Source organism: Chitinophaga polysaccharea (assembly GCF_007829335.1).
GTDB classification, from domain to species: domain Bacteria; phylum Bacteroidota; class Bacteroidia; order Chitinophagales; family Chitinophagaceae; genus Chitinophaga; species Chitinophaga polysaccharea_B.
Window position 1 is genome coordinate 576,780 of record NZ_VIWO01000004.1, and the last position, 12,610, is coordinate 589,389.

Here is a 12,610-nt window from a genome sequence, read left to right on the forward strand (position 1 = left end):
ACGCTACAGGATAGTTTTCTGCAGTGCATCGATTATATTGTTGGAAGGATGAATACCACGTTTTAATTACTGTATATGAAAAATTACCTTATTTCATTCCTGTTGCTTATTGATACGGCTGCGTCAGCGCAATCGGGGCCTGTAAAGTTTACCAAACAGGTAGTATCAGCAGAAAGCTATGAATCGGTGGCCGTATTTGACGTCAACAACGACCATATTCCCGACCTGGTATCAGGCGCCTACTGGTACGAGGGACCGGCATATTTTAAGCGGCACTACATCGGGCCGGTAAAACAGTATGGCGAATACTGGGATGATTTTTCCACCATCCCGTTTGATGTAAACGGCGATGGCCGTATGGATTATATTACCGGTGGATGGTTTGGGAAAACGTTGGTGTGGAAGGAGAATCCGGGCAATGAGCAGGAATGGAAAGAACATATCATTGCCCAGCCGGGCAATATCGAAACCACCCGTGCCTGGGATATTGATGGCGATGGGATACCGGAAATAATACCTAATACACCGAATGAGCCGCTGATTATTTACCGGCATATAAAGGGCAGTGATCAATTTTCTGCGCATAAAATACTGGATCAGCCTTCCGGCCATGGATTGGGTTGTGGCGATATCAATGGCGATGGAAGAAAAGACCTGGTGGTACCCGGTGGCTGGCTGGAGGCGCCGGCAGCACCCTTTACCGGTCGCTGGACATTCCATCCGGAATTTAACCTGGGCACAGCCAGCGTGCCCGTTATTGTAGCAGATGTAAACGGCGATGGCCTGGCCGACCTGGTAGCAGGACAAGGACATGGATATGGCCTGGATTGGTATGAGCAGCAGAAAGATACCAAAGCCGGTAAACGCAGCTGGATCAAGCATGCCATTGATCCGTACAACTCCCAGTACCATACCATGGACTGGGTAGACATAGATGGCGACGGTGCGCCGGAACTGGTAACGGGTAAGCGCTACCGGGCGCATAATGATCATGATCCCGGATCAGCTGATCCTTGCGGTATCTATTATTTTAAATGGAACGGCAGTTCTTTTACCAAGCAGGTGGTTACTTACGGAGAGAAAGGGGCGGGGCTGTATTTTGATATATACGACCTTGCCGGCTCCGGCAAAAAAGATGTGATCGTAGCCGGCAAGGACGGGTTATTTATTTTCAGATCTTTATAAACTCTACTCGCCTATTATTGGCTTTTCCTACTTCGGTGCTGTTGCTGTCGACCGGTTGAGATTCGCCTTTACCATTTGTTTCCATCCGGGCGGCATCGATGCTAAAGTTGCTTACCAGGGCCGTTTTTACAGCCGCAGCGCGGCGTTTAGACAGATCCAGGTTGGCCTGGTCGCTGCCATCAGCATCAGTATGACCTACAATATTTACCCGTACAGCGGGGTTTTCAGCCAGTACGGCGGCAATGTCTTTCAGCGCGCCATACGACTCCGGCTGGATTGCATCGCTGTTGGACGCGAATAAGATACCATGGGTGGTGAATTTCCCTTCCGTCATCAGTTTATTGCGGGTATCGGGGGCGCCTACCGCCAGGCGGATATTGCCCAGGTAAAAGGTGCCACCCTGCTTGTCGTAATCGGGGGCGTATGCTGCGAAGGTGAGGGCATTGAGCACCGCACCGGCATCTAATGCGCGGGGTAAATCCAGGATTTTGGTACTGTCGAGATATACCCGTACCCGTTGTTTCTGACGCCAGATGGATACCCTTACCGCATTTTTCTTAGGCACATTGAATACCGGCATGGTAGTCAGGGTGTTATTACCAATTAAATTAGAGGAGTATTGCAGCTGCCCATCGCCAGAATATTTAGGGTATAACGATACCTTGAAAGAGGGTACATCGCTCAGCGGGCGGTAGTTGCCGTTCTGGAATTTTTCTTCTGCCGTAGCGGCTTTCAGCAGGGAGATGGTAAATGCGCCGATGCCGGCAATGCCGTTGCTGGCCATTACGTCCGCCTGTAAGGTGAAGTTATCCGGGAGGTTGCCGGTAACGTACTCGGGGAAGAATATGCCATCCTGGGAAATGCTCAGCCATTTTCCCGGGCGATTGCTTACCGTCACGATCTCTGCGCCGGAATGGGTATTCCATTGGCCGGGAAATTCGCCGATGGGATCCTGGGCAAAGTTTTCCTCTACGAGGATCTTCTCTCCCGGAACAAAATCAAAACGCGAGTACGCGGTAATTCCGGATGCGCCATTCGTACTGGCTTCCCCGTTAGATACATCGGCACTGTTGCTGGTACCAGCAGACGTGGTAGTAGTGGCAGCGGGTTTATCGGCCGGAGCGCTGTCCTTTTTTTTGCCTTCGGTGGCTTTGTCAATGGTCTGATCTATTTTGTCATTGACTTTCTGTTGCACTTTGTTTTTCAGACGATCCAGGAACTGTGCATGTGCACTATGTCCCAGGCTACAAACAATTACTGCGATGACTAGCTTTTTCATGAGGTTCTTTTTTCTATAAAGACGGTGCAAGATAAGCATGTTGCCTTTCGCAGTAAAATCATTTTTACGTTATTCCGACCGGTGCTGGGCCAGCCAGTTTTCGATGGCGGCGCCTATATTGGCCGTTAACACGGTTTCGTTATCCTTGCCGTCTTCAAACCAGTGATTGGCTCCTTCGTTGTCCTGGCGTCTTTGCAGGTGAATGGTTTTCTCTGGTATCCGGACAATAAACCCATTTTCATTTTCCTGCCGCACGGATATTTCGTGGTTGTCGATTTCAACATTAAAAGTACTCATAGCTATAAAGTTTATTTTACCGGTACAATCATTATGCCCTCTATATATTATATGCAATATGGTTGAAGGTTTTTTTGTTTCTTCGCAGTCGAGTCCTCTTTATCCTATTTAAGAATATCAAAAGGTGCGTATGATTATTAAAGAGTTACCTGTTGTCATTGAAACCCCGAAAGGGAGTAGTGAAAAATATGATTTTGACCCGGTTACGCGTTTCTTTGTACTTAGCAAAATATTACCTGCTGGAATGGTATTTCCCTATGATGTAGGTTTTATCTACGGTAGCAGGGGGGAAGATGGAGATCCGCTGGATGTGCTGGTGATTTCTGAATTTAAAAGTTTTCCTGGCTGCCTGATTAAATGCCGCTTGCTGGGTGCTATTAAAGCAGAGCAAAGGGAAAGGGATGGCACTGCTGTGCGTAACGACCGCTACATTGCGGTGCCCGTGGTTTCCAAAGCATTTAAAGGAGTGGATGTTGTTTCTACGCAAACCATCCGGGAAATAGAGGCTTTCTTTGTAGCCTATCACGCGCAGGATGGTAAACAGTTTAGCCCGTTAGGCTATATTGAAGCGGCGCCGGCATATGAACAGATAAAGTTCGCAGATAAATAAAACCAGTTCACTTAATAGTAACCCCCAATCAGTGCGCGATATGGATGATGCTGCCAGTCCGTATATTCTTCATTGCATGTTTCGACACGATTATTGTTATCCTTATAAGAAGGGAAGCAGTGCAAACGCTGCTTCCCGGGTAAAAAGGCCCTTGTAGCGCCGGGCCCGGACAGCCGCCATCAGTGTAAAACAGGCCGGGAGCAACAATAGAATTTCTACCATTTATCAAGAGAAAAAAGAGTACTGTGCTTCATTTTCTGTGCATTTTTTTACACAATTTTTGTGTTGGATTGTGGAATTTTAATGGCAGGCGGTCACAGGAAATCCACCAACGTATTTACTATTTATATTCTTTGTGCGATGATGAACGCCCCTCTTACGGCAACTTTAAGAGATGAAACAGCAGCGTATGGATTTCTCTCTGGCGGAGGTGAAACAGGTGAACTGATCCGTTCTTTCAACTGGGATACATCCGCCCTGGGGCCGGTTAACCAATGGCCGTCTTGTTTAAAGACCTGTATACGTATTTTGCTTACTTCCCCCCAACCCATGTTTTTATGGTGGGGACAGGAAGGTATCCAGCTTTATAACGATGCCTGTAAAGCCTTGCTGGGTGGCAAACATCCGGCTGCAATGGGGCAGCCGGCAGCAACAACCTGGGGCCAATTATGGGAGCAGCTGCAGCCACGGTTCAGCAGCCTGATGAATGATGAAGCTGTTACTGCGGGTACACCACTGCTGCAAATAGTACAACAGGAAGGGATATACTACCATTTCAGTGGCAGCCCTATCCCGGATGAAGCCGGCCATATCGCGGGCGTAATGGCCATCGGCGCTGTTGCACACAACAGTCACCCGCCACTCACTTACACCAAAACGGACGTCAGCGGCTTTACCCGTGGCCTGCTACACCATTTCGATGATATCATTGTGCAAACCGGCCTAACCCTGGTCATTAATTTTGATCATGTTACCCCGGAAATATATATTGACCGGGATATGTGGGAGAAAGTGCTGTTTATCCTGCTTACTAACGCGCTCCGGCATACGTTGCAGGGCGGCGTAGCCGTAAGGCTTTCCCAGGACGGTAGTACCCTGCAACTAACAGTGTCTGATTCTGGTATTGGTATCAGCCACGCCATGCAAACTGCTATCGGGGAACGTTTCCTTCGCGGAGATGCACCCAAAACAGGCCTTGCCCTGGTGGATGAACTGGTGAAGCGGGATGGCGGCGCATTTGAAATAAATAGTACCGTGGGAGAAGGCAGCGTTTTTCGTATCACCCTTCCCGTTGGGAAGGAACACTTGCCCGCAGATAAAGTGACCAATGGAGAAGCCGCCGTTGTCTATAAGTTATATCCCGATTTCATGCAAAATAAGATTTCCGCTACCAGGAAGCCGAAGCAGGAAGTGGATGATCAAAGTTACCGGCAGCTGCTGGAATACCTGCCGGCAGCTATTTATACCTGCGATAAAGAAGGCCGGCTATTGTTTTTCAATGAGGCAGCCGTGCAACTTTGGGGTAGAACACCTCAAACAGGTATCGATAAATGGTGCGGCGCCTGGAAAATTTATCAGCTGGATGGTGTTACGCCAATCCCCTTCGACGCTATTCCCGTGGCCCAGACTATTAAAAGCGGACGGCCAGTAAGAGGCCAGCAGATTATAGTGGAACGTCCCGATGGCCGCCGCCGTATTGTGCAACCATACCCGGATCCGTTGTTTGATGCCAACGGTGAACTCGTGGGCGCTGTAAATATGCTGGTGGATATTACCGACCAACGGGCCAATGAAGAATATATTTCCCGCATGGCTGCCATCGTGGAGTATTCCGATGATGCCATTATCGGGAAAACACTGGACGGGATCGTTACCAGCTGGAATCCTGCAGCAGAGCGATTGTTCGGATACACTGCGGAAGAAATGATTGGTACCTCTATTACCCGGATCATCCCGCCCGATAAGCTGATGGAAGAACCGGCCATCCTGCAGCAACTAAGGGCCGGTCAACGTATCGACCATTTTGAAACCAAGCGCATGACGAAGAACGGCACTTTGCTCGATATTTCCTTGACTATTTCCCCGGTAAAAGATTTAGAGGGAAATATTATAGGCGCCTCCAAAATAGCCCGGGATGTTACCCGTCAACGGGAACTGTTTTCCGCCCTGAAAGAAAGTGAATCCAAATATATGCAACTGGCTTTCGAGCTGGAGGCCATGGTAGAACAACGTACCAATGAACTGGTGGAAGCCAATTTCTATCTCCGGAAATCCAACCAGGAGCTGGAGCAGTTTGCCTACATTACCAGCCACGACCTACAGGAGCCCCTGCGTAAGATCCAGACTTTTGCCGGCATGCTGCACAATAACAGTAAAGATGTTTTATCGGAAACCTCCCGCATTTATATAGATAAGGTGATGCTCAGCGCCAAAAGGATGTCGCAGCTGATCAGCGAATTGCTAGACTATTCAAGGCTCATCCACGTGAAAGATCCTTTCGTGGAAACGGACCTCAACGATATACTGGTAAAGGTACTCAACGATTTTGAAGTACTGATCAGTCAGCGGGATGTACAGATCAGTATCGGCGACCTGCCCAGTTTAATGGCCAGCCCCCTGCAAATGAACCAGTTGTTTCATAACCTCCTGGGGAATGCGATCAAATTTTCATCGCCGAAACGGAAACCGGTAATTGAAATCTATGCAGAGCGTTTAGGCATGGCCGATATTGCCTCTATGCCTGAGCTGGATGCCGGGAGGGAATATAAAGCCATTGTTGTAAAGGATAATGGTATTGGTTTTGACCAGATTTATTCCGATAAAATATTCCAGATATTCCAGCGCCTGAACGACCGGGCCGCCTTTGAAGGAACCGGTATCGGCCTGGCCCTGTGCAGTAAAATTGCTATTAATCATAAAGGTTTTATTTATGCTACCGGCGTGCCTGACCAGGGGGCTTGTTTCCGGGTGATCTTACCGGCGTAAGAGTGTTGCGATATTGTTAATTGTGAACGTTTTGAGCAGGAAACACTCCCCGGGATTTTTCCGGGAGCATTTCCCGGCGTAATATTGCAATTGTTACAACAAAAAAAGGAAATCGTGTGTTTTTATAGGTTATATAACACGGATAGTAACTTATATTTTCCTGCCATTAAACTACCCTGTGATGAGAGAGAAAATCAGTTGTTTATTAATTGATCCGGACCGCGACCGGCGTAACCAGTTTTACCTTGCACTCGATCTCCTGATGATCAGCAAGGCATGCATTGCCCAGGACAATACCAGCAAGGCATTGGATTACCTCAAAAAGCATGATTTTACCCCGAACTACATTTTCCTGGACAGTTTACAGCCATCGGATGAAGGTGTAGCCTTTTTACGGGAACTCCGGAAAATAAAGCGACTGAAACAGGTACCCCTGATCTGGTACGCGGCCTCCCTCAACAATGGGCAGCGGCAAGCCATCCAGGAAGCTGGTTTCGCGGCGGGAATCGTCCGGCAGGCCAATCTCCTCGACCTCAAAGCCAATCTCCAGGTGCTTTTCCAAAGCGAATTAACGGAGGTGGCTATCCCGGAAGAAGTATCTGCTACGGCAAGGTTCCGGCAGAAAATGAGGGAGGTATTCCAGCAAACGCAATCCCTGCTGGAGGCGTCCGAATTGGTCCCTGTTTCCTGAGTACTTTACTCTGCCTGCAAAGCCTTTACTGGATTGGCCCTGGCTGCCCGGATCCCCTGGTAGCTGATAGTGCCTATGGCAATGACCAGCATCAGTAGCCCGGCGCCCCCAAACATCCACCATTGCAACTCCACCCGGTAGTCGATGGAACGAAGTGCTGCGTGCATCGCCAAAATGGCCAGCGGTACGGTCACCAGGAAGGCAATACCCACAGGTTTCAGAAATTCTTTCGCCAGCATAAACCAGATTGTGCCAGCACTGGCACCCATTACCTTGCGGATGCCTATTTCCTTGGTACGCCTTTCTGCCAGGAAGGCCGATAACCCAAATAATCCCAGGCAGGAAATCAGGATAGCGAGGCTACCCGTCCAGTTGAACATAAACCCGGAAGAACGCAGGCCATTGAATTTCTGCTGGTAAGCTTCTTTGGTAAAATGAAATTCGAATGGGAAGCCGGGACTATTTTTCTTCACTGCCGCCTCAATTTTAGCAAGCGCCTGTTGTGGATCGGTGGTTTTGTGCAGGCGCACAAAGGTATGTCCCATGCCGCCTTTGCCCAGGTAAATCACCATGGGAGGGGGGGAGCGGAAAGGATCGTTGGCCACAAAATCCTTTACCACACCAATAATCGGGTTACTGCCCAGGAGGGTACCTACCACCGGTGGTTTAAGTCCCATCTTCTTTACAGCGGCTTCATTTACCATACATCCCAGTGAGTCGGCGCCATAGTCAGCGCTGAAGTCGCGGCCGGCTGCCAGCTGGAGCCCGGCGGTTTTTACCCAGTCATATTGTACCCAGGTAATGGTAAACTCGAAATCCTGGTCCGGCGTTTTCCCCGGCCATTGTATACCATTAGTGCCGCCGCCAAATCCCAGCAGGTCGTCGGTACCCGCTGATACGCTTGCTATTTCCGGGATGGTAAGCAGGTCGGTTTTCAGTAGTGCTTGCTTGCTGCCCATGTCGCCCCGGACGGGTATTTCCAGCAGGTTGTCCTGGTTGTAGCCTACCGGCCTGTTCTGCCCATACTGTAATTGTTTGTAGATAACGATGGTAGTAATAATAAGAAAGGTGGAGATGATAAACTGAAAGGTGACCAGGCCTTTGCGAAAAAGGCCACTGCCTTTTTGTTGGGTAACATTGCCTTTCAGCACTTTTACCGGCTGAAAACTACTCAGGAAAAAGGCAGGGTAACTGCCCGCTATTAAGCCGGTCAACAGTAAGAGTGATACCAGCCCTGCCCATATTTTCCACTGGAGAAAATTAAAGGCGATGCTTCTGCCGGATATACGATTTAATCCCGGGAGGGCCAGTTTGGCCAGGAGTATCGCCACCACCAGGGCCAGGAAGGTAATGATCAGCGCTTCTACCAGGAACTGTAATACCAGGCTGCGTTTGCCGGCGCCCAGGGCTTTACGTACGCCTACTTCCCGGGCCCGCTGCTCAGAGCGGGCGGTTGAGAGGTTCATGAAGTTGATGCAAGCAATCAGTAAAATAAAGAAGCCGATGAGGCCGAGGAGCCAGATCAGCTCAATGCGGCCGCCACTGGGCTTCCCGTTTTTGAACCCGCTGTGCAGGTACCGGTCGGTCAACGGGAAACCAAACAGTTCGGCGGTTTTCTCATCAGAGGACTGCTGTATCACGGGCTTTGCCTTTTGATTAAATACGGCCAGGCTGCTTCCAGGTTGCAGCATTACCCAGGTTTGCAGGCGGTTATTGTCCCACCGGTCAATCCAGTCGGCATTCGACAAACTAAAAAGGCGGAAGGGGAGTAATATATCAAAATGCACGGTGCTGTTGGGGGGCACATCGCGGATGACGGCAGCCACCTTCAGATCGTGCTGCCCGTTGTGATGCACTATTTTGCCCATGGGATTTTCCTGGCCAAACAGCCTGCTGGCGGCGCTCTCTGTAAGAACAATATTACCAGGTTCCTGCAGGGCAGCCACGGGGTTACCGCTTACGGCGGGAAAGGTAAACATATCCAGGTAATGGGCATCAACGTATATGCTTTCCTGGTATATGCTTTTGGTACCGGTACCGATCAGTTCCTGCCCACCGAAGCCGCAGCGCGCGGTATATTTTATTTCCGGGAGCTGCGCCTGCAGCCGGGCTGCCAGTGGCCCCGGGGTTACGTCGCCTACAGAAATGCCATCGCCCCGTTGTACGCGCTGCATCATCAGGTAAATATGATCCCGGTTTTTATGGAAGGTATCAAAACTGTATTCATCATTGATCCATAAGAGGATGATAATCCCGGTAGCCAGGCCGATACTCAGCCCGCCAATATTGACCAGGGTAGATAATTTGTTTTTCAGGAGATTCCTCCATCCATGCCGGTAGTAATTTTTGAACATATACAATAGGGTGAGATGGTTAAAAACTGATTTCTTCTACGCTGCAATCGCCGTATATCACATGCCGGTTACTGCCCTGTGGTGTATCCATCGACACCGACAACGATAAACTGCCTTTGCCTTTATAGAGCTTATAGCGTTCGGAGAGCAGCAGGTTACCCTGCCGGTCTTTTACGGTAATAACGTGTACGCCCGAACGGAGCAGGATGAAAAGAGTTTTCTTTTCCAGGCCGGCCTCCCCGCATTCGGGCGGCCGGGAGAACGCGGGGAGTGTACCTTTCAGGGTATCATTGATATAGAGATAATAAGGACCGCCATTTTGCCGACTGGTCCAGAAATAGCCCCTCAAAGCACCTCCGTCCGGTCTGCACCGGCTGAGAAGTAACAGTCCGAAGGAGGCGAGGAGGAGGGTAGCTATTTTTTTCATGTGGCGTTATTTAGGAAGCAATGGAAACTGTTCCAAAATAACGTCAGGTAAGGGAAGATAAAGCGGAAATGTGACGGAATGAGAAGAAGTTGTGACGAAAGTAACAATATTGATGGGGGAACTAAGTCCCCCATCAATTTAAAAACGATGCCTATGCGTTGTGGCTGCGGGAAGGCCGCAGGCTCCATACAATGCCTCCCGCAACCAGTGTCAGTAACAGGATAGAAGAGATGCCCGATATTTTTCTTCCCAGGAAGAAAGTCGCCGGTTCAAACTTAAACCGGATATCATGTTTGCCGGCAGGTATCTTCAAGCCACGCAGGGCATAGTTTACCCGGATGATAGAGGTTTCCTTACCATCGATATATGCCTTCCATCCGGCAGGATAGTAGATGTCGGAAAATACGCCCAGGCCTTCGGCGGCATTTTGTGCGGTATACTGCAGTTGGTTCAGGCTGTATTTGGTGAGTACAATATGCGCGCTGCTGTCGGCTGCCGGTGTAAAAACGCCGGTAGTGGCTTTGAAGCGTTGGTCGATGACAGCGGTATCTTTCGGGTTGAAATGATCCAGTGCTTTCATTTCACTATTGGCATCGGGCGCCCATTGGATGGCTTTTACAAACCAGGCATTGCCCAGTGCTCCCGGATTCCGCTGTGTTACCGGCTGACCTGATTGCGGATCGGCTACAATAAAGTACCGGGTATTGAGCATATTGAGCACCGCCATATTATTTTTAGATAGCTGGTGCTCAATCAGGTCTTCATAGATCCAGAGTTTGGCGGGACTTTGTCCGCCTATAGATTTATGAAAATAGGAGGTGTTGGCATCCAGGAAGGGATTCACGGTAGCGTTGAGCACCCGGTAATACGGGTCTTTATCCTGCAGGATTTGTTCGTCTGCCGCTGAGGGAGCTATATAATTAGCCAGTTGGGTGGGCTCAGAAAAATTATCTTCATTCATATAGGTTTTGTCGAGCTGGAACAGGTCGAACAACGTTACCGCGGCTACGAGGATGACCGCATAAGTGGCTTTCAGTTTACCTTTCAAGAAATACCACAGGGCGGCAAATGCTACCAGTATCAGTGCCAGCGCCCGGAAACCGTCGGTACGCAGGATGGCGCTACGGTCGCGCTTCAGGGCTCCCAGGAGCTGTGCGGCGGCGGAATCGCTACCCAGCATGCGGGAGTACCTGGTCAGGAAGGAAGCGTCGCCGGGGCCGCTGAAAGGATAGAGTACACTGCCGCCAATAGCCAGGATAATGACCAGGCCCCCGGTTACAAACAGCGCCATCTTCAGGTGTTGCTGCAAAAATGCTTTAGTGGCATTACCGTATACCAGCTCCTGTAACGCCATGCAAGCCAGTATCACCATGCTTACCTGTGGGATGGCCAGCGCCATGGTAGGAGCGCGGAACTTACTGTACAGGGGCAAGTGGTAAAACAGGAAGTTGTTCAGTTCCGGGAAATTGGCCCCCCAGCTCAGCACAACGCCGATAACAGTAGTGGCCACCAGCCACCATTTATGCCAGCTGTTAACGATGAACAGCGAAAGCACAAACAGGAAACAGATAATAGCGCCTACATAAGCGGGACCAGAAGTAAAAGGCTGCGCACCCCAATATAGCTGCCAGCTGGCGCTGTTCACCGCTTCCTCCGCCTTCACTGCCGGCACGCCTATATCGGTTAGTGCTTTATAGGTGTAGGAAGCAGTAGACAGCTTTTCACCGGTAGAACCGCCTACCAGGTGAGGCAGTAGTAAGGTAAACGTTTCACCCTTGCCGTAACTCCACTGGAAAGCATAGTCGATGTCCAGTCCGCCGGATTTCTTGTTGTCCTTATCTTTCTGGCCCAGCGTTAACTCCGACTGGCTACCACGAATAGTATAATGGGTATATTCGTTCATGATCAGCAGGTTGTCCATGGCAGGCAATACCGCCAGGATACCGGCTATCACCAATACGGCGCTGGCTTTGACGTAGGCTGCTATCTGCTGCTGGCGCCAGGCTTGCACCCCCGCCGCAACGGCCAGGCATATGGCCATAATCAGGGTATAATAGGTAATCTGCGGGTGATTATTATAGATCTGTACAGCGGCGGTGACGGCAGTGAGTACTGCGCCCGCCACATATTTTCCCCGGTAAGCCAGTATCATACCGCCCAGTACAGGCGCCATGTACGCCATGCTCATTACTTTGGTAATGTGGCCGGCGTCCATACTCACCACGGTAAAGGTGGCGAAGCCATAGGCGATGGCGCCTGCGATCCTTATCCAGTATTTCACATCTATCACACAAAGGAATACATACATACCCATCATCAATACAAAAAACATATCTACCGGGTTAGGCAGGCCGAGGGTAAATACCTTGTTGAGGTAGGCTATCTTGTTGGTAGAAGGGCCGGTATAAATAACATAGGTGGGCATACCGCCAAACATGCTGTTGGTCCATAACGGCAAATCGCCGGTAGCTTGATAGTAATCCGACGCCTCTTTTTGCATGCCTTTGTAATGCATCATGTCTGACTGAAAGAGCTGTTTTCCTTCCAGCACGGGGCTGCAAAATGCAAAAGCCAGGGCAACAAATATCACTAAAGCGGCCAGGTGAGCAGTTAAAGTTTTAAATAAGGCTGATTTCATATTTGCTTGATTGTGAAATTGTTTTACGGGCTTATTGAAGCGTTGCTTTATGCCTGTTCCTTTTTTCACGAGATGACTTCATCCCTGTGGGCCGGGCATATTTCGTTTGCTCGTTGCCGTTATAGTAACGAATCCATTCCAACG

At 49.8% G+C, this 12,610-nt stretch carries 9 protein-coding genes; 4 read left to right on the top strand and 5 right to left on the bottom strand.

From position 1 onward, the window contains the following. Positions 1-75: 75 nt before the first annotated feature. The gene (locus tag FHW36_RS16795; RefSeq protein ID WP_145670722.1) at positions 76-1,185 is read left to right on the top strand and encodes an FG-GAP repeat domain-containing protein; all 1,110 of its coding nucleotides are present in this window, start codon (positions 76-78) and stop codon (positions 1,183-1,185) included. Here FHW36_RS16795 and FHW36_RS16800 read toward each other — a convergent pair. Both FHW36_RS16800 and FHW36_RS16805 read right to left on the bottom strand, forming a co-directional pair. Next, on the bottom strand, positions 1,172-2,464 hold the full coding sequence (locus FHW36_RS16800; protein WP_186452490.1) for an OmpA family protein: 1,293 nt from the start codon (positions 2,462-2,464) through the stop codon (positions 1,172-1,174). The genes FHW36_RS16795 and FHW36_RS16800 overlap by 14 nt on opposite strands. A 69-nt stretch (positions 2,465-2,533) precedes the next feature. Further along, positions 2,534-2,761 (bottom strand): hypothetical protein, encoded by a 228-nt coding sequence (locus FHW36_RS16805; RefSeq protein WP_145670724.1) that lies wholly within the window; start codon positions 2,759-2,761, stop codon positions 2,534-2,536. Positions 2,762-2,891: 130 nt separating this feature from the next. Between FHW36_RS16805 and FHW36_RS16810 the strand changes: the two genes are divergently transcribed. The 3 genes from FHW36_RS16810 to FHW36_RS16820 all read left to right on the top strand — a co-directional run bounded on the left by FHW36_RS16810 (position 2,892) and on the right by FHW36_RS16820 (position 7,047). Further along, on the top strand, positions 2,892-3,371 hold the full coding sequence (locus FHW36_RS16810) for an inorganic diphosphatase (protein ID WP_145670725.1): 480 nt from the start codon (positions 2,892-2,894) through the stop codon (positions 3,369-3,371). 360 nt (positions 3,372-3,731) lie between these two features. Then, on the top strand, positions 3,732-6,356 hold the full coding sequence (locus FHW36_RS16815) for a PAS domain S-box protein (protein WP_186452491.1): 2,625 nt from the start codon (positions 3,732-3,734) through the stop codon (positions 6,354-6,356). Between the two features lie 181 nt (positions 6,357-6,537). Continuing rightward, positions 6,538-7,047, top strand: a complete 510-nt coding sequence (locus FHW36_RS16820) for a response regulator (protein WP_145670727.1) — start codon at positions 6,538-6,540, stop codon at positions 7,045-7,047. Between the two features lie 5 nt (positions 7,048-7,052). On the opposite strand, the gene FHW36_RS16825 is transcribed toward FHW36_RS16820, so the two are convergent. The 3 genes from FHW36_RS16825 to FHW36_RS16835 all read right to left on the bottom strand — a co-directional run bounded on the left by FHW36_RS16825 (position 7,053) and on the right by FHW36_RS16835 (position 12,466). Continuing rightward, positions 7,053-9,401 carry an ABC transporter permease gene (locus FHW36_RS16825; RefSeq protein WP_145670728.1) on the bottom strand — a complete coding sequence of 783 codons (2,349 nt, stop codon included), beginning with the start codon at positions 9,399-9,401 and terminating at the stop codon, positions 7,053-7,055. 19 nt (positions 9,402-9,420) lie between these two features. Beyond that, positions 9,421-9,828 carry a hypothetical protein gene (locus tag FHW36_RS16830; protein ID WP_145670729.1) on the bottom strand — a complete coding sequence of 136 codons (408 nt, stop codon included), beginning with the start codon at positions 9,826-9,828 and terminating at the stop codon, positions 9,421-9,423. 151 nt (positions 9,829-9,979) lie between these two features. After that, a complete protein-coding gene (locus tag FHW36_RS16835) occupies positions 9,980-12,466 on the bottom strand; it encodes a YfhO family protein (RefSeq protein WP_145670730.1) in 2,487 nt (828 codons plus the stop codon). Positions 12,467-12,610 lie beyond the last annotated feature (144 nt).

What these genes read in the sequence shown, in the direction of transcription:
- FHW36_RS16795 (WP_145670722.1), top strand. Translation starts at nt 76, where the DNA reads ATGAAAAATTACCTTATTTCATTCCTGTTGCTTATTGATACGGCTGCG.
- FHW36_RS16800 (WP_186452490.1), bottom strand. Translation starts at nt 2,464, where the DNA reads ATGAAAAAGCTAGTCATCGCAGTAATTGTTTGTAGCCTGGGACATAGT.
- FHW36_RS16805 (WP_145670724.1), bottom strand. Translation starts at nt 2,761, where the DNA reads ATGAGTACTTTTAATGTTGAAATCGACAACCACGAAATATCCGTGCGG.
- FHW36_RS16810 (WP_145670725.1), top strand. Translation starts at nt 2,892, where the DNA reads ATGATTATTAAAGAGTTACCTGTTGTCATTGAAACCCCGAAAGGGAGT.
- FHW36_RS16815 (WP_186452491.1), top strand. Translation starts at nt 3,732, where the DNA reads ATGATGAACGCCCCTCTTACGGCAACTTTAAGAGATGAAACAGCAGCG.
- FHW36_RS16820 (WP_145670727.1), top strand. Translation starts at nt 6,538, where the DNA reads ATGAGAGAGAAAATCAGTTGTTTATTAATTGATCCGGACCGCGACCGG.
- FHW36_RS16825 (WP_145670728.1), bottom strand. Translation starts at nt 9,401, where the DNA reads ATGTTCAAAAATTACTACCGGCATGGATGGAGGAATCTCCTGAAAAAC.
- FHW36_RS16830 (WP_145670729.1), bottom strand. Translation starts at nt 9,828, where the DNA reads ATGAAAAAAATAGCTACCCTCCTCCTCGCCTCCTTCGGACTGTTACTT.
- FHW36_RS16835 (WP_145670730.1), bottom strand. Translation starts at nt 12,466, where the DNA reads ATGAAATCAGCCTTATTTAAAACTTTAACTGCTCACCTGGCCGCTTTA.